This is a genomic window from Pseudomonas sp. G166 (assembly GCF_037027455.2).
Taxonomy (GTDB): domain Bacteria; phylum Pseudomonadota; class Gammaproteobacteria; order Pseudomonadales; family Pseudomonadaceae; genus Aquipseudomonas.
In genome coordinates this window covers 4,776,695-4,793,726 of record NZ_CP146985.1, presented here as the reverse complement: position 1 = coordinate 4,793,726, position 17,032 = coordinate 4,776,695, and the positions used below count along the sequence as shown (strand labels likewise).

The following is a 17,032-nucleotide window of genomic DNA, read 5'->3' as shown; positions in this document are numbered from 1 at the left end:
CCCCGGCCCTTTATGCTTGTAGATTCCCATTGCCACCTTGACCGCCTCGACCTCGCCGCCCATGACGGCTCCCTGGATGCTGCGCTGGACGCTGCCCGCCAACGGGGTGTCGGGCACTTCCTGTGCATCGGGGTCAGTGCCGACAACGCCGCCGACGTCAAGGCGCTGGCTGAGCGCTATGAAGATGTCGATTGTTCGGTCGGTATCCATCCGCTGGATGTCCAGCCCGATGCCACACCGGCCCTCGACTGGCTGTTGCGTGAGCTGGACCACCCACGGGTGGTCGCCATCGGCGAAACCGGCCTGGACTATCACTACGAGCCGCAAGCCGCCGAAGTGCAGCAGGCCTCGTTCCGGCTGCACCTGGAGGCCGCGCAACAGACCGGTAAACCGGTGATCATCCACACCCGGGGCGCCCGGGCCGATACCTTGGCCTTGCTGCGTGACGCTGCGCTGCCCCAGGCCGGTGTGCTGCATTGCTTCACCGAAGACTGGGACATGGCCAAGGCTGCGCTGGACATGGGTTATTACATTTCCCTTTCCGGCATTGTCACGTTCCGCAATGCCGACGCGCTGCGGGACGTGGCCAGTAAAGTGCCCGCCGATCGCCTGCTGGTGGAAACCGACTCACCGTACCTGGCGCCGATTCCGTATCGCGGCAAGCCGAACCTTCCGCAATACGTCCGGGAGGTAGCGGAGTTTCTGGCGATGTTGCGCGGTGAGTCTTACGAGCGGTTCGCCGAACAGACCACGGAAAATTTTAAGAAATTGTTTCCGCTGGCCCATGTGCGGCCGATGCAGGCCTGAATTCCACGCAAAAAAAACCCGGGTTCTGGGGGGTGAATCCGGGTTAAGACCATTAGGAGTAAAACAAAGGCACGCGGTCCGTTGGTACCTTTATCGGTGCGTCACTTGGGGGAGATGTCGCCCCGACAGTTCAAGTATTGATCAGTATCACAACGCGTCCAGTCTGGCCGGGACGGTTTTTAAACAAATTTGGAATACGCTCGCTTCGGATAAGTTCTCACTGTCGCCAAAGCTTGCCGGTACGGGGTGATAGTGTGAAAAGTGGGGAGTCGGGCCAGCACGGTTTTCCGAAGAACGATGGCCGAGAACGGATGATCCGTGCATTTTTGCGTAAGTTAGGCATAATACCCGGCTTCGAATTTTGACCCTTCAGACCTTTTTCTTATGCACAAAGAACCCCGTAAGGTCCGTGAGTTTCGTCGCCGCGAGCAGGAAATTCTCGACACCGCGCTCAAGTTGTTCCTCGACCAAGGTGAAGACAGTGTCACCGTCGAGATGATTGCGGATGCCGTGGGTATCGGCAAAGGCACGATCTATAAACATTTCAAATCCAAGGCCGAGATCTACCTGCGCCTGATGCTCGATTACGAGCGCGATTTGAACGAGCTGCTGCATTCGGCTGATGTGGACAAGGACAAGGAAGCCCTGTCTCGGGCCTACTTCGAGTTCCGCATGCGCGACCCGCAGCGTTACCGCTTGTTCGATCGCCTGGAAGAGAAGGTGGTCAAGGGCAACCAGGTGCCGGAGATGGTCGAGGAGTTGCACAAGATCCGTGCCTCGAACTTCGAACGCCTGACCCTGCTGATCAAGGGCCGGATCAGCGAAGGCAAGCTCGAAGATGTGCCGCCTTACTTCCATTACTGCGCGGCCTGGGCGTTGGTGCACGGCGCGGTGGCGCTGTATCACTCGCCCTTCTGGAGTAACGTGCTGGAAGATCAGGAAGGCTTCTTCCAGTTCCTGATGGACATTGGCGTGCGCATGGGCAACAAGCGCAAGCGCGATACCGACGTCCCCAGCAACTGACATTCAGATGCCTTATTGCGCCATGTCCGCTTACATGGCGCAGTGCCCCAGGAATATACTCAGGCTTGGGTCTTGCGAAAACTTGATTTAAAGGTCAAGTTTCATGGGCCCGATTCTTCTTTCGCCGGAGTGATCCATGATCGTTGACCGTCAAGGCAGGCGTTTCCGCAATTTGCGGATCAGCCTGACTTCCGCCTGCAATTACGCCTGTACCTATTGCGTGCCCAACGGCAAGCGGCTGGTGGCTGCGCAGGATGAACTGTCGGCCGAGGCCATGGCGCGGGGTGTGGCTTATCTGATTGAAGCCGCTGGCATCGAGCGGTTGCGCATCACCGGTGGCGAGCCACTGGTCAGTCCCAAGCTTGAAAGCTTCATGACGGCGGTTGGGCAGATGGGCCTGGAAGACATCAGCCTGACCACCAACGGTCAGTTGCTGGCGAAAAAACTGCCATTGCTGGTAAACGCCGGTATCCGCCGGATCAACGTTTCCCTCGACACCTTGGACCCCGCTGCCTTTCGCAGCATCGCCCGCGGCGGTGATTTGGCGACGGTGCTCGATGGCATGGACCAGGCCCGGGCGGCAGGGTTGAAGATCAAGGTCAACATGGTGCCGTTGCGCGGGCAGAACCTGGATCAGGTAATGCCATTGCTCGAATACTGCATGGCGCGCGGCTATGAGTTGCGCTTTATCGAGTTGATGCGCATGGGCCACCTGGCCAGCGACTCCAACGCGTTCTTGCAGCAGTTCGTCAGTCTTCAACAACTGCTGAGCCTGATTGGCGAACAATACGAATACCTGCAGGCCGACGCGCCGGTGGATGCCACGGCGGTACGCTACGAGATCCCTGGGCTTGGGCACTTTGGCGTGATCGCCAACGAAAGCGTGCCGTTTTGCCGTACCTGCTCCCGGCTGCGGCTGTCCTCTACAGGTTGGTTGCATGGCTGCCTGTCGTCGAGTAACCGGCATTTCGTCGGCGACCTTTTGGATAAACCTCGCCATCAGGCATTGCCGGCGCTACAGCGCTTGCTGGTCAAGGCCTTGGGGGATAAGCAGGAAGTGGCGTTCTCTGGCGGCGCGACCATCATGAAAATCATCGGCGGCTGACTGAAGGCTTGCCCGCGATAGCCATTTTTCATTCAACTTGGAACCGTCTGACCCCCGTATTTCGATGAGCTGGCGCAAAAGCTGCATTCACTGGCCATTCGCCGGTTTTCCGTCACCGGTTTTTGGAGGGTAGGATGCGTAGCCTGGTTTTGCTGCTGGCCGTTTTGGCGCTTGGTGGCTGCATGAATGTCAGTGACATGGGAGAGGGCGTTCGTTATCACATGAGCGACGCCGGTCTGCTGGATCATAGCGACAGCCGTCGTATAAACAACCTGCGTATTCAGCCAGACTCGTTCATCTACATCGCTCAGGGGGCCTTCGCTCCACCAGGTAGCGCCTATCCACGTCCCAACGTCGTGGCCGAAGAAGCCTTTAACGGTTTCATCGAATATTTCCCCATGGTCCGTCGCGCCCGGGTTCCCGAAGGTCTCGACCAAGCCATGGGCGAGGCCCGTGCCGCCGGTGCCCACTACTTGCTCTACACCCGCTTCGCCAAGGCCGATAACCGTATCGGCAACACCGACGAATGGCAGGATGAAGAAGCCGTGGATCGCCTGGGTGTGGATACCAGCGTGATTCAGATCATGTTGATCGAGACCAGCACCCAGTATTTGATTGATACTGCGCGTATCAAGAGTCGTGGCGGTTTACTGACGTTGCACGACAAGCAGCCACAAGACCTCATCGCCACGCCGTTGCGTGAATATGCCCGCAGCCTGCTGGGGATGAGCGACGAGTAAACACAAGGAGTCACCATGAGCGGACCGCAAAAAGCCAATGATTTGCTGGGGCAGATCCCCAAGACCAAAGGCCTGCCGCCGGTCCACTTATGGAACCCTGACTTCTGCGGCGATATCGACATGCGCATCGCCCGTGATGGCACCTGGTACTACCTGGGCACGCCGATCGGGCGCAAGCCGATGGTCAAACTGTTCTCCACCATCATCCGCCGCGATGGCGATGATTACTTCCTGATCACCCCCGTGGAAAAAGTCGGCATCAAGGTCGACGATGCGCCGTTCGTGGCCGTGACCCTTGAGGTTGAAGGCCAGGGGGAAGGGCAGTTGTTGCGCTTCACCACCAATGTCGAGGAAACCACTGAGGCTGGCGACGAACATCCGCTGCGCGTGGTGATCGATCCCCAGACCCAGGAGCCTGCGCCGTACGTACATGTGCGCAGTAACCTCGAAGCGCTGATTCACCGCAATGTGTTCTACCAACTGGTGGAGCTGGCGGTCAGTCGCGAGATCGACGGGCAGAAGTGGCTGGGGGTGTGGAGCGGCGGCGAGTTTTTCCCTATAGGCCTGGAACCCTGATTCCCTGTGGGAGCGAGCTTGCTCGCGATGACGGCATCATTATCAGCATCTCCTAAGCTGACCCACCGCTATCGCGAGCAAGCTCGCTCCCACAGGGGTGAAGCTGAAAAATTCAAATTGACACCCAATCGTATGATGATTAGCGTGGGCCTCCAATAAGAGTGGCCCGGGGTGTTCATGTCCAGCAGTTTTCATGCGTCGACCGTCGATTGGCTGGGGGGCTGGATTGCCGCCGGCCAGGTCAAGCCTGGGCAGACCATCAAGGTCGAGGCCGACTTGGGTGAGCAACTGGGGGTCAGCCGCACGGTGATTCGCGAGGCGATCAAGACGCTGGTCGCCAAGGGCATGCTGGAAGTCGGGCCGAAAGTCGGTACGCGAGTATTGCCGGTGCGACGCTGGAATCTGTTCGACCCCCAGGTCGTTGGCTGGCTGTCGCGCAGTGGCCTGCCGGAAAACTTTGTCGATGACCTGCTGGACCTGCGTCGCACCATCGAACCGATGGCGGTGCGCTGGGCCTGTGAGCGGGCCACGGCTGATCAGGTGCAGGCGATCCGCCTGGCCTACCATGCACTGGAACGGGCCGTGGACAGCGGCACCGATTACAACCGTGCCGATCAGTTTTTCCACGAGTGCATCCTTGCCGCCAGCCATAATCAATTCATCGAACAAATGGTTCCGGCCCTGGGCGCACTGCTGGCGGTGTCGTTCGAGGTGTCGGCCGCCGATCCGGATGAACTGCGCCGCACCTTGCCGATCCACAAGGATATTGCCGACGCCATCGCTGCCCGCGACGCGGCGCGGGGTGTCTGGGCCTGCATGACCCTGATCGATAACGCCGACCTGGCGATCAAACGCTTTTACCCCGATGTCATGGCCGGTCGAACAGACGCTGCCGGGCAAGCCGGGAACAGGAGGTTTCAATGAAGTGGACGGCTGTGACGGAACACCGGGCGAAATTGGGCGAGGGGCCCTTCTGGGACGAGCCGACCCAGGCATTGTATTGGGTTGATATCGCCGGCCGGCAGGCACTGCGGCTGATCGGCGCCAACGTGGATATCTGGCAGATGCCCGAGCACGTTTCCGCCTTTATCCCGACTCAGCGGGGCGACGCGCTGGTGACCCTGAGCAGTGGCGTGTACCGGCTGGATCTGGATTCACCGGGCCTGGAACCGCGGCTGACGCTGTTCTGCATGGCCGATCCCCAGCCAGGCAATCGTCCCAACGAGGCCCGTTGCGATGCCTTGGGTCAGCTCTGGCTTGGCACCATGCAGAACAATATTGGTGAAAACGCAGAAGACTTGCCCATCGAGCGGCGCTCCGGTGGTCTGTTTCGCGTTGGCGCCGATGGTCGGGTCATGCCGTTGCTGCGTGAGTTGGGCATTCCCAACACGCTGTTGTGGAGCCCCGATAACACCCAGGTGTACTTCGGCGACAGCCTCGATGGGACGCTGTATCGGCACTTCATTCACGCTGATGGCAGCCTGGCTCCCGCGGAAGTCTGGTTTGGCCCTCATCTGCGCGGTGGACCGGACGGTTCAGCGATGGATGCCCGGGGTTACATCTGGAACGCGCGCTGGGATGGCAGTTGCCTGCTGCGGTTGCATCCGGACGGCCATGTTGACCGGATGATCGAGTTACCTGTCAGCCGCCCGACCAGCTGTGTGTTCGGCGGTGAAGACCTCAGGACGCTGTACATCACCAGCGCGGCGAGTCCGCTGGGCCATCCGCTGGACGGTGCAGTGCTGTCAATGCGGGTCGACGTGCCCGGTGTGGCTTGTACTCGATTCGCTGGCTAAATCCCAAAATATGGGATGTAAATATATATATTGAGATTGTTCGGCGGTCGGGTTTATAGTCGGCTCCATCAGCAATACGCACTCACACTAAAAAAACAAAACAGGTGAAGCGATGCAACGATCCTCCTCCGTACGCCCCGGCGGCGTACGCGACTCACTGTTTTCTGCGGCGACTTTTGGCCGGGCTTCCCTGGATGCCCGGTTTTTGCCGTGCCTGCGAACAGGAGTCCTGATCCATGGCTGAACCTCTTGTCTTGCCGCCGGTGCCCGAGCCACCGAGGGGCGAACGGCTGAAAAACAAGGTCGTGCTGTTGACCGGTGCAGCCCAGGGCATTGGCGAGGCCATCGTCGCCGCGTTCGCTTCGCAACAGGCACGGCTGGTGATCAGTGACATTCAGGCCCAGAAGGTCGAAGCCGTCGCTGCCCACTGGCGTGAACGCGGGGCGGATGTACAAGCGCTGAAAACCGATGTGTCGAAGCAGCAGGACCTGCACGCCATGGCTCGTCATGCCATCGAATTGCACGGTCGGATCGATGTGCTGGTGAATTGCGCCGGCGTCAACGTGTTCCGTGACCCGCTGGAAATGTCCGAAGAAGACTGGCGTCGCTGTTTCGCCATCGACCTGGATGGCGCCTGGTACGGTTGCAAGGCTGTATTACCGCAGATGATCGAGCAGGGCGTGGGCAGCATCATCAATATCGCGTCGGTTCACTCTTCCCACATTATTCCCGGCTGTTTCCCTTACCCGGTGGCCAAGCATGGCCTGCTTGGCCTGACCCGCGCCTTGGGCATCGAATACGCGCCCAAGGGGGTGCGGGTAAACGCCATCGCGCCGGGCTATATCGAAACCCAACTGAACGTCGACTACTGGAACGGCTTTGCCGATCCGCATGCCGAACGCCAGCGTGCGCTGGATATGCACCCGCCACGGCGTATCGGGCAACCGATCGAAGTGGCAATGACGGCCGTGTTCCTGGCCAGCGACGAAGCACCGTTTATCAATGCCTCATGCATCACCATCGATGGGGGACGTTCGGTCATGTACCACGACTGAATATTCCTGGATTACAGTCGGAAACTTCGCCTGTAATCCAATCATCATACGATATGACTATTTGAGCCTATGCTGTGTAGCAACTTGATTTGACCGCCCAGCCTGCGCATTTCCACCGATGGTGGAGCAGACCCTGGACGTTTGGCTTTCAATAAAAAAAACAAGGAGTCAACTATGAATCATCGTCGTGGGATCCGTTCCCTGTGCCGTGCCGCCCTGGCGGTTACCGCGGTCAGCCTCAGCAGCAGCTTGCTGGCGGCTGCTCCCGTAAAAATCGGTTTCCTGGTCAAGCAGGCCGAGGAGCCCTGGTTCCAGACCGAATGGGCGTTCGCCGAGAAGGCGAGCAAGGACAAAGGCTTCGAATTGATCAAGATCGCCGTGCCCGACGGCGAGAAAACCCTCTCGGCCATCGACAGCCTTGCCGCCAACGGTGCCAAGGGCTTTGTGATCTGCCCGCCAGACGTGTCCCTCGGCCCGGCCATCATGGCAAAGGCCAAGCTCAACGATCTCAAGGTGATTGCCGTGGACGACCGTTTCGTCGACGCCAACGGCAAGTTCATGGAAGACGTGCCGTACCTGGGCATGGCCGCTTTCGAGGTAGGCCAGAAGCAGGGCGCTGCCATGGCTGCTGAAGCGAAGAAGCGTAACTGGGATTGGAAAGAAACCTATGCGGTGATCAACACCTACAACGAACTGGACACTGGCAAGAAGCGCACGGATGGTTCGGTCAAGTCCCTTGAGGAGGCCGGCATCCCGAAAGACCACATCCTCTTCGCGGCCCTGAAGACCCTCGACGTACCCGGCAGCATGGATTCCACCAACTCGGCTTTGGTGAAACTGCCAAGCACCGCGAAAAACCTGATCATCGGCGGCATGAATGACAACACCGTGCTGGGCGGCGTGCGTGCCACCGAAGCGGCCGGCTTCAAGGCCGACAACGTGATCGGCATTGGTATCAACGGTACCGACGCCATCGGTGAGCTGAAGAAACCGAAAAGCGGCTTCTTCGGTTCGATGCTGCCAAGCCCGCACATCGAAGGCTACAAGACTGCCGAAATGATGTACGAGTGGATCACCACCGGCAAGGAACCGCCGAAGTACACCGCCATGGACGAGGTGACGCTGATCACCCGGGAGAACTTCAAGCAGGAGCTGGAAAAGATCGGCCTGTGGAATTGACGGTCGGTTGATTCAAGAGCGGCCCCGGTCAGTTGAGTGACCGGGATCGCTTGATCTCTGTGAGTTCGAGGTGGTTATGCAAGCGCAAACAGCGACACGGCAACACAACATCGGTGGCAGCTTGCGATTCAACGGGATCGGCAAGTCCTTTCCCGGCGTGCAGGCGCTGGCCAATATCAGTTTCGTTGCCCATCCGGGGCAGGTCCATGCCTTGATGGGTGAAAACGGCGCCGGCAAGTCTACGCTGCTCAAGATATTGGGTGGCGCCTACATCCCGAGCAGCGGCGACTTGCAGATCGGCGAGCAGACGATGGCGTTCAAAGGCACCGCTGATAGCATCGCCAGCGGTATCGCGGTGATTCACCAGGAGCTGCACCTGGTGCCGGAAATGACCGTCGCGGAAAACCTGTTTCTCGGCCATTTGCCGGCACGTTTCGGCCTGGTCAATCGTGGCGTGCTGCGCCAGCAGGCGCTGACACTGCTCAAAGGCCTGGCCGACGAAATCGACCCGCAGGAAAAAGTCGGTCGCCTGTCCCTCGGCCAGCGCCAATTGGTGGAAATCGCCAAGGCTTTGTCCCGTGGCGCCCACGTCATTGCTTTCGACGAACCCACCAGTAGTCTGTCGGCCCGGGAAATTGACCGTTTGATGGCGATCATTGCCCGCTTGCGAGACGAGGGCAAAGTGGTGCTGTACGTCAGCCACCGCATGGAAGAAGTGTTCCGTATCTGTAACGCGGTGACGGTATTCAAGGACGGTCGTTATGTCCGGACCTTCGAGAACATGAGCGAGCTGACCCATGATCAGTTGGTCACGTGCATGGTCGGTCGCGATATCCAGGACATCTATGATTACCGCCCTCGGGAGCGCGGTGATGTGGCGCTGCAAGTGAAGGGCCTGCTGGGGCCGGGCTTGCGCGAACCGGTTAGTTTCCAGGTGCACAAGGGCGAGATCCTCGGTTTGTTCGGGCTGGTCGGTGCCGGTCGTACCGAGCTGTTTCGCTTGCTCAGTGGCCTGGAGCGCCAGAGCGAGGGAAGCCTCGTGCTGCACGGTAAGGAACTGAAACTGCGTTCGCCACGGGATGCCATCGCCGCTGGCGTGCTGCTCTGCCCGGAAGATCGCAAGAAGGAAGGCATCATCCCGTTGGGCAGCGTGGGCGAGAACATCAACATCAGTGCCCGTCCGGCTCATTCCGCGCTCGGCTGCCTGCTGCGCGGCGACTGGGAGCGGGGCAATGCCGACAAGCAGATCAAGTCGCTGAAAGTGAAGACCCCGGCGGCCAGCCAGAAAATCATGTACCTGTCCGGCGGTAACCAGCAGAAGGCGATTCTCGGCCGCTGGCTGTCTATGCCGATGAAAGTTCTGCTGCTGGACGAGCCCACTCGCGGTATCGATATCGGCGCCAAGGCCGAGATCTACCAGATTATCCACAACCTGGCGGCCGACGGCATCGCGGTGATTGTGGTGTCCAGCGACCTGATGGAAGTGATGGGCATTTCCGACCGAATCCTGGTGCTCTGCGAAGGGGCCATGCGCGGCGAGTTGCCGCGCGACCAGGCCAACGAATCCAACCTGCTGCAACTGGCGCTACCGCGCCAACGCGTTGCCGACGCGGCGAACTGAGAGGTAAATCATGACCATTCAAAACAATGCACTGCCAACGGCACGCAAACCCCTGGACCTGCGCCGTTTCCTGGATGACTGGGTCATGCTGTTGGCGGCCATCGGTATCTTCGTGCTCTGCACCTTGATGATCGACAACTTCCTGTCGCCGTTGAACATGCGCGGGCTGGGCTTGGCGATTTCCACCACCGGCATCGCCGCGTGCACCATGTTGTATTGCCTGGCGTCCGGGCACTTCGACTTGTCGGTCGGTTCGGTGATTGCCTGTGCCGGCGTGGTCGCGGCGGTGGTGATGCGCGACACCAACAGCGTATTCCTCGGCGTCAGCGCGGCGCTGGCGATGGGGCTGATCGTCGGCCTGATCAACGGCATCGTCATCGCCAAGCTGCGGGTCAACGCCTTGATCACCACCCTGGCGACGATGCAGATCGTCCGTGGCCTGGCCTACATCTTTGCCAACGGCAAGGCGGTGGGGGTGTCGCAGGAATCGTTCTTCGTGTTCGGCAACGGCCAATTGTTTGGCGTGCCGGTACCAATTCTGATCACCATCGTTTGCTTTCTGTTTTTCGGCTGGCTGCTGAACTACACCACCTACGGGCGCAACACCATGGCCATCGGTGGCAACCAGGAAGCGGCGTTGTTGGCAGGCGTGAACGTTGATCGCACCAAGATCATCATCTTCGCCGTGCATGGCTTGATCGGCGCCTTGGCCGGGGTCATCCTGGCGTCACGCATGACCTCGGGCCAGCCGATGATCGGCCAGGGCTTCGAACTGACCGTGATCTCGGCTTGCGTGCTGGGCGGGGTGTCGTTGAGCGGTGGCATCGGCATGATTCGTCATGTCATTGCGGGCGTGCTGATTTTGGCGATCATCGAAAATGCGATGAACCTGAAGAACATCGACACCTTCTACCAGTACGTCATCCGCGGCTCGATCCTGCTGCTGGCGGTGGTGATCGACCGCTTGAAACAACGCTGAAAACAGAGATCGCTGGCGACTGATCTACCGCCATCGCGAGCAGACTCGCTCCCACAGGTTTTGTGCCAGGTGCAAAATTCCGGCACACCGAAGATTCAATGTGGGAGCGAGCCTGCTCGCGAGGCGTCGGTACATTCAACACCTTCTAACCTGACCCACCGCCATCGCGAGCAAGCTCGCTCCCACAGGTCTTTGTGTCAGAGCCCAGAACCTCGGCACAGCACAGAACCAGTGTGGGAGCGAGCTTGCTCGCGATAGCGTCCTCCCTGACGCCATCCATCACCCCGCCTTGCGCAACGCTTCGACCAACTCCTGCTTGCGCATCTTCGAACGCCCGGGAATATTTTTCGCCCGGGCCTCCTTCATCAGGCTGTCTACGGTCTGGGCCCCATGGGAGGCCTTGCTGGCGCGCGGCTGACCTTCGCGGGTCTTGGCTGCGCGGCGGGCCGATTCCTTGCGGTCGGTTTTCTTCTCTGCGGCCGGTTTTGCCTTTCCCGAACCGCCGGAGCGCTCACCGCCGCCGGATTGCTTGTTCACCGTGGCCCACGCGCGCGCCTCGGCCTTGTCCTCGGACAGGCCCTTCTTCTCGTAACTCTCTTCGATGTGTTGGGCTTTGCGCTTTTGCTCGGTGGTGTATTTGTCTTTGCTTCCACGAGGCATGGGATCTTCCTCCTCAAGTGTCTGAGCAGCGGTTACTGGCTGGCGTTACCTTCCGAACCCGAACCACCGGTCGTGGTTTTCGAACCCACGCCGGTGTCGGCGTTATCGGGGGCCGTGGAGTCCGGCGTATTCATTCCGCCCTGGCGACCCATGTCGTTGCCTTGCACACGCGGATCAGTGCCGGTGGCAGGTGGCTGGCTATTGTCCGGCCCGCCGCCGGTACCGTCGGTGTTCAACTTGGGCATGCCTTGGGGCGCGGGGGAGTTGGGCGCCTGCACCGGATCGGTCGGCCCGGTGCCAGCGGTAGACGCCGCGAAAGCGACCGAGGACAGCAGCGTGGCGAATGTGAATGCAGTCAGCCTTGAAGTGATCATGGTGTCGCCTCCATTTTTCAGAATGCTTGCCTGATCTTGGGCTGCGCTGGATTTGCGTTGGTGCCTCGGGCGCGACGAATGGTCTAGGCGTCGAGTCCGGCTTCTTCGATGAATTGCTCCATGAAGCCTTTTAGCTTTTCGTGACGGACCTGCGCCATGTGTTGCCCGGTGACGGTCTGGAAACCGTCGGCCAGGTGCAACAACTTGGTCTGGAAATGATCGAGGCAGAAACGACGATCATCATAATCTCGCGACTTGGCTTGCGGATCCTCGGGATCGTAGAGCGCACTGCCCATGCGTCCGGCAACGTAGAATGTCCGCGCCACCCCGAGCAAGCCCAGTGAGTCGAGGCGGTCGGCGTCCTGGAGGATTTTTGCTTCGAGCGTGACGGCAGGAATGTTGGCCGAGAAACTGTGAGCTTCGATGGCATGGGCGACGGCACTGATTTTTTCGTCTGGCCAGTTCAGCGTCGACAACAGGGTCGATGCCTTGTCTGCCGCCAGTCGAGAGGCCTGGGCGCGCAAGGGGGAGTTCTTTTCCACTGCCACGCAGTCATGCAGCAACGTCGCCGCCAGCAGGATAGACAGATCACCGCCCTCATGACCCTGGAGGGTGCGCACGTTGTGCCAGACCCGTTGCAGGTGCGAAAGATCGTGCGCGCCGTCTTCCGAAGGCTCCAGTGCATGGGGTAACAATTGAGCGGCGACGGGTTGTAGTGGCGCAAAGGCGGCGGTCATGACAGATCCTTTGTTTGCAGGTACTTCGATGGAGATGTTCGTTTTCATGTGTGACGAGCGCCCTGTGGCGGCTTAGTATGGCGCTTTCAATTGGCTACAAGGCCTGTTCATGTCGATCGAGATCCGTCCTGCGCAACCCAGCGATGCGCCTCAAATCCTTGCCTTCATCACCGAGTTGGCCGATTACGAAAAAGCCCGCCACGAAGTCATCGCCAGTGTGGCTGACATCGAGCGCAGCCTGTTCAGCGAGGGCGCAACCGCTCACGGATTAATCTGCCTGCGTGATGGCGTGCCGATCGGTTTCGCGGTGTTCTTCTTCAGTTATTCCACTTGGCTGGGCAGCAATTGCCTGTACCTCGAAGACCTGTACATCACGCCTGAACAGCGCGGTGGCGGGGCGGGCAAGACTTTGCTGCGGCATCTGGCGAAGATTGCCTGCGACAACGATTGCGGTCGCTTCGAATGGAGCGTGCTGGACTGGAACACCCCGGCCATCGAGTTCTACAAGTCCCTCGGCGCGCAGCCCCAGGAGGAATGGGTGCGCTATCGGATGGACGGCAAGGTCTTGAGGGATTTTGCCCAAGGCAACTAAGACTCCTGCGCGACCCGTGTCGTCGGTGGGCCAGGTTCCTGCTGGGTGTTCGCGCGTGCCAAACGAGACATCAAGGATGCGGTCACCAACAGCGATAGGGCACCGAATAGCGTGATGGTGTAGCCGGCCCCGAGGAGTTCGGCTGTGCCGCCCGCTGCCAAGGCAAAGATGCCTTGGGCCGCCAGTCGGCCAGAGGACTCCAGCCCCTGGACCTGCCCAATACGATCCTGGGGAATGTGAGCCACCAGGCGTTCTTGAAGGCCCAGCGACGCAGAAAATCCGAGGCTGGCGAGCAAGACCAGCAGCGCGGCTAACATCCAAGGCAACTCGATGAAAAATATCAGGTAGGGCGCTGCCAGTAACACTCGCTGGTAAAGGTTGATCCTGCGGCGGGTGTCGGAGCGCATCCACCGGCCAACCACCAAATCACCGAACAGCATGCCGACCGCTCCTGCCGCCAGTAGATAGCCGGCATTGTCGTGGGCGTAGGGGATGAACAAGCTTTCGGCACCGACCACGATTCCATTGGGTACCCACAGCGCCAGCAGCAAGACCCTGACATTGGGGTGGCGTAGCGCCCACTTGTTAACCGCCTGGGTGGCAGCGAACCCGGTTGATCGACGTACATTGCCTGGTTCGACGCCGGGGCGTGGCGTGGCCGGTATCCCCCACAGCACCACGCAGGCACCCAGAGCCATGAGTATTCCGAGAGCCACGAACATGGGCGGGGGATCCACGAACTGGATAAGCGCCCCTGCGAAGGCGAAGCCACAGATCTGCATTGCCCCGTTCGTCAGGTTCAGAAGACTGCGAGCCATGGCATAGTTATCACGTCCGACGCTGGTCACGACCAAGCCTAGCTGCAACCCGCTGCTGATCGCCGCGAGCAGTCCACTGAAGATCAGGAGCACAAACCGCATCCACAAGGGTAGTGGCAAGGCCTGGGCGGCCATGCAGATCGCGCTGAGGAGCTGCAGGGCGGTCATCAGCGCACGAGGCGAGGAGGTGTCGGCCAGCGACATCAGGCTCGCCGCACCCAAAAGGCTGGCCAGCGACGGCGCAAACATCGCAAAGGATGTCAGAAATGTTGACCCGGTCGCGGCGTTGACCACGGTGCCCAGGTAAAGACCGGATATGGAGGTGGCCAGCACATTGGTAACCTGCGTGGCGAACAGGCTGCCGAACTGACGTTCGCGCAGCAGCGAAAGGTATCCTGCTGACATCAACTACTCACTCCCTGTTCATGATCGCGCCGTCGAAGTCTCTCGTGCAGAGCCGTCCTTGACGAAGGCTTGGAACTGCCTGGCGATGTCCGGAAGCGACAAGCCTATACGGCCCAAGGGATCGGGACCAGGCTGCACACGACAATTAAGTAAGGCACTGCTGCCGCCCGAAATAGCCGCGGCCGCGACGGGAAGCGCTTCGGCGAACGTCGTCGCTGACGTTTGCAGCTCTGTTACAAAACCATACCCGGCGGCCCTGGCCAGGTCGCAGATAGCGTCAACGCTGGGCGGGACATCCTGGCCCCCCGTGGAGGCGTAGCTGGCATCGTTGGCGACGATGTGCAGGATGGCGCTGGCGGTTTCCTGCTCAAGCAGCAGGCAATGGAGCCCCATAAGCATCGCACCGTCGCCATCGACGATCACTGGATGCCTACAGCCGCTCCCCAATCCCCTCACTACGCCACGGCCGACGGCGGAGGCCATCCCCATGCTCCCCACCATGTAGAAGTGATTGGTGGCGGCGGGTCGCAAAGCGAACGCGATGCGTGACGCGTACCCGGTTGTGAAAATGATCGGGTGACCCTCGAAGCGAGTGACTATTTCGGCGATCAGTTCTGTCTTGTTCATGGGCACCATCCAAAATATTCGGGAGCGATCAGCACGGCACTGGGGCCGTTCCTGGCGAGATTTCGTGGAATAAGCAGGTCTCCGGGAGCTGCCAGGAGGGTCGTCGCGATGCCCCAATGAGAAAGAATCGACGCGGTTGTCGCACCCATGGCGCTGTTCTCGGGTGTCGTGTCGTTGCCGGTTCCCCTGAGGCTGATGACCAAGGTCACGTGGAGGTCATAAGGACATATGAGGGAGGCCATGACGTTGACGCAGTTCCCGAACCCGGAATTCTGCATAAGCACGGCCGGATGGCCGCCAGCGAGTGCCTCACCGGCAGCGAAAGCGAGCGCGGTATCCTCGCGGGACACTGTAACCAGGGAAAGGTCACTGGTTTTGTCGTGTGCCTGGCGCCACAACGGCGCCAGGATGCCGCACGGGGTACCTGTCAGGGAGGTGGTGCCTGCGTCCTTCAGGGCGCCGAGCAGATGCCTGGCTCGTTCAGCGGGTGAGTGCAGGTCGACAGGGTGAATGGGCGTTGACATGGCTTCTCCTTAATCGGGGGCGATGGCGGTTTCAAATGCTCCGAAACCTTCGCAACTGACGACACCGTAGCTGTCGTCGGGTCGGAACCGTGCCCAGCCACTGCCGGGACGGCCGCCGAATACGAAGAAGCTGATGATGGGGCGCATCTTCAGCAGCTCCGTCTGATCGTCGTGGGCTCCATGGCTCATCCACACCTGCTGCAGGCTCGGTTCGACGTACGCTTGCACGATGGAGTTTCCAGACGCGGCCGCTGTTGTGACCAGGTCATGCCATTGCGCCTCCGATACCTCACGTCCGATTGTGACCTGGCGTCCCTGCATGCCGATCGCCTCTTTCAGCACCAGGCACTCCTGATGCGTGAGGCAGAAAGGTAAGAGCGCTCCTTCGGCGCCGCCAAGCAGGGTCGTATTGCGATCTGCGAGGCAACGCGACCAGGGGACAAATTCAGCCACTGTTTCACGGTCCTGGCGTGTCATCCAAGGCAGGCCCTCGGAAAGCCAGGCGAGCGTCTTTTTGTTGGCCAGGAAGGCCGAGGTCTGTGGGCCGAGGAGCAGTGAGCCACCGTCCAGCCAACGCCGCACGGTGGATAGGTCGATACCGAGCTCGGCCCATTCAGGGATGGTGAACATGCGCAAGCTGAGTGGGAACGCCGCATGGCTATCGCCGTGGGTAGCTTCAAGAATGTCATCAAGGTGTTCCGGTTCGCAGAAATCCGCGACCAGGCCCTGGCGACGCAAAGCTTCGACTTCCAGGTCGAAAACCTTGGTGCTGTTGGTATATTCAAGGTCGCGCACCGAGCCTACTACCAGAACCCGGCCCTCCAGGTCCTCCCGCGTGGCTATCTCGCGAAAGGCCCTGGCGCGGTCGTCATAGGGGCTACTCCACTTGAAGCGGATGGCTTCCCGCCGGCCATAAGCGGCTTGCAGGCCGGCCTGGAGGCACGCCAGTTCGGGTATCCCACCCACGGCGCCACTGACATTGAACTCAAGTACTTTGGGACCGGACGTGGTCAGGACAAAGTCAGGGCGGGCAAATACATCACTGTATGAATCCTCGAAATGCAGGTCGGTGCTGAACAATGGGTAGTCTTGCTCGGTAGCGCCGTAAGCGTTGAGTCTCGCCTGGGTGCTATCACCCGCTGACAGTGCGGCGCGTTTCAAGAGCTTGAGCAGAGACATCGCCGCATTCTGCAATCGGTGGTGGACCCGACGATCAAGGATTACCGGCGAAATCGGGCAGGACTCCCGGGCCTGGATGCCAGTATCGGCCAGGTGGCGCTGCAGGATGCGGCGGGTGAGTTCGATGGGTGTAGCGGGGCGCGGAGTATCGGGCATATCAGGACCTTCTCGCTTGAAAGCGGGTGTTGTGGGCAATGACGATGACCAGCGAAGCGTTGCCCGAACGTCGTTCGAC

19 protein-coding genes are annotated in these 17,032 nt (G+C 60.1%); 12 read left to right on the top strand and 7 right to left on the bottom strand.

Features of this window, described 5'->3' with window-relative positions:
- The first annotated feature begins 12 nt into the window (after positions 1–12).
- From SGN16_RS20970 to araH, 11 genes are all read left to right on the top strand, one after another.
- Positions 13–807, top strand: coding sequence for a TatD family hydrolase (locus tag SGN16_RS20970; protein WP_335945848.1), 795 nt, complete (start codon positions 13–15; stop codon positions 805–807).
- Between the two features lie 384 nt (positions 808–1,191).
- Positions 1,192–1,830 (top strand): TetR/AcrR family transcriptional regulator, encoded by a 639-nt coding sequence (locus SGN16_RS20965; RefSeq protein WP_060741238.1) that lies wholly within the window; start codon positions 1,192–1,194, stop codon positions 1,828–1,830.
- A gap of 136 nt (positions 1,831–1,966) precedes the next feature.
- Positions 1,967–2,935 (top strand): radical SAM protein, encoded by a 969-nt coding sequence (locus tag SGN16_RS20960; RefSeq protein ID WP_210639804.1) that lies wholly within the window; start codon positions 1,967–1,969, stop codon positions 2,933–2,935.
- A gap of 134 nt (positions 2,936–3,069) precedes the next feature.
- Complete coding sequence (locus SGN16_RS20955; RefSeq protein ID WP_210639803.1) at positions 3,070–3,675, top strand: DUF4823 domain-containing protein; 606 nt, start codon at positions 3,070–3,072, stop codon at positions 3,673–3,675.
- Between the two features lie 15 nt (positions 3,676–3,690).
- Complete coding sequence (locus SGN16_RS20950; RefSeq protein ID WP_339101780.1) at positions 3,691–4,251, top strand: DUF1285 domain-containing protein; 561 nt, start codon at positions 3,691–3,693, stop codon at positions 4,249–4,251.
- A gap of 177 nt (positions 4,252–4,428) precedes the next feature.
- Positions 4,429–5,175, top strand: a complete 747-nt coding sequence (locus tag SGN16_RS20945) for a FadR/GntR family transcriptional regulator (RefSeq protein WP_210639801.1) — start codon at positions 4,429–4,431, stop codon at positions 5,173–5,175.
- Positions 5,172–6,047 (top strand): SMP-30/gluconolactonase/LRE family protein, encoded by an 876-nt coding sequence (locus SGN16_RS20940; protein WP_335945847.1) that lies wholly within the window; start codon positions 5,172–5,174, stop codon positions 6,045–6,047. Before SGN16_RS20945 ends, SGN16_RS20940 begins: the two co-directional genes overlap by 4 nt.
- Before the next feature lie 236 nt (positions 6,048–6,283).
- Positions 6,284–7,102: an SDR family oxidoreductase gene (locus SGN16_RS20935; RefSeq protein WP_335945846.1), complete on the top strand. Its 819-nt coding sequence runs from the start codon at positions 6,284–6,286 to the stop codon at positions 7,100–7,102.
- Positions 7,103–7,276: 174 nt separating this feature from the next.
- Entirely contained in the window at positions 7,277–8,281 is a 1,005-nt protein-coding gene (locus SGN16_RS20930; RefSeq protein WP_210639798.1) for a substrate-binding domain-containing protein, read from the top strand.
- A 76-nt stretch (positions 8,282–8,357) separates the two neighbouring features.
- On the top strand, positions 8,358–9,902 hold the full coding sequence (gene araG / locus SGN16_RS20925; RefSeq protein ID WP_335945845.1) for an L-arabinose ABC transporter ATP-binding protein AraG: 1,545 nt from the start codon (positions 8,358–8,360) through the stop codon (positions 9,900–9,902).
- A gap of 10 nt (positions 9,903–9,912) precedes the next feature.
- Positions 9,913–10,881 carry an L-arabinose ABC transporter permease AraH gene (araH, locus tag SGN16_RS20920; protein ID WP_025214842.1) on the top strand — a complete coding sequence of 323 codons (969 nt, stop codon included), beginning with the start codon at positions 9,913–9,915 and terminating at the stop codon, positions 10,879–10,881.
- Between the two features lie 279 nt (positions 10,882–11,160).
- Here the strand turns inward: araH and SGN16_RS20915 are convergent, their stop codons facing one another.
- From SGN16_RS20915 to SGN16_RS20905, 3 genes are all read right to left on the bottom strand, one after another.
- Positions 11,161–11,541, bottom strand: coding sequence for a Rho termination factor N-terminal domain-containing protein (locus tag SGN16_RS20915; RefSeq protein WP_335945844.1), 381 nt, complete (start codon positions 11,539–11,541; stop codon positions 11,161–11,163).
- A 32-nt stretch (positions 11,542–11,573) separates the two neighbouring features.
- On the bottom strand, positions 11,574–11,915 hold the full coding sequence (locus tag SGN16_RS20910) for a hypothetical protein (RefSeq protein WP_210639795.1): 342 nt from the start codon (positions 11,913–11,915) through the stop codon (positions 11,574–11,576).
- An 83-nt stretch (positions 11,916–11,998) separates the two neighbouring features.
- Entirely contained in the window at positions 11,999–12,652 is a 654-nt protein-coding gene (locus tag SGN16_RS20905) for an HD domain-containing protein (protein WP_210639794.1), read from the bottom strand.
- A 109-nt stretch (positions 12,653–12,761) separates the two neighbouring features.
- Between SGN16_RS20905 and SGN16_RS20900 the strand changes: the two genes are divergently transcribed.
- A complete protein-coding gene (locus SGN16_RS20900; RefSeq protein ID WP_053150223.1) occupies positions 12,762–13,244 on the top strand; it encodes a GNAT family N-acetyltransferase in 483 nt (160 codons plus the stop codon).
- On the opposite strand, the gene SGN16_RS20895 is transcribed toward SGN16_RS20900, so the two are convergent.
- The 4 genes from SGN16_RS20895 to SGN16_RS20880 are packed head-to-tail and all read right to left on the bottom strand — an operon-like array spanning position 13,241 to position 16,953.
- Complete coding sequence (locus SGN16_RS20895; protein WP_335945843.1) at positions 13,241–14,467, bottom strand: MFS transporter; 1,227 nt, start codon at positions 14,465–14,467, stop codon at positions 13,241–13,243. The two genes, SGN16_RS20900 and SGN16_RS20895, sit on opposite strands and share 4 nt — an antisense overlap.
- A gap of 18 nt (positions 14,468–14,485) precedes the next feature.
- Positions 14,486–15,094: a thiamine pyrophosphate-dependent enzyme gene (locus tag SGN16_RS20890; RefSeq protein ID WP_335945842.1), complete on the bottom strand. Its 609-nt coding sequence runs from the start codon at positions 15,092–15,094 to the stop codon at positions 14,486–14,488.
- The gene (locus tag SGN16_RS20885) at positions 15,091–15,618 is read right to left on the bottom strand and encodes a thiamine pyrophosphate-binding protein (protein WP_335945841.1); all 528 of its coding nucleotides are present in this window, start codon (positions 15,616–15,618) and stop codon (positions 15,091–15,093) included. Before SGN16_RS20885 ends, SGN16_RS20890 begins: the two co-directional genes overlap by 4 nt.
- A 9-nt stretch (positions 15,619–15,627) precedes the next feature.
- Complete coding sequence (locus SGN16_RS20880; RefSeq protein ID WP_335945840.1) at positions 15,628–16,953, bottom strand: hypothetical protein; 1,326 nt, start codon at positions 16,951–16,953, stop codon at positions 15,628–15,630.
- Positions 16,954–17,032 lie beyond the last annotated feature (79 nt).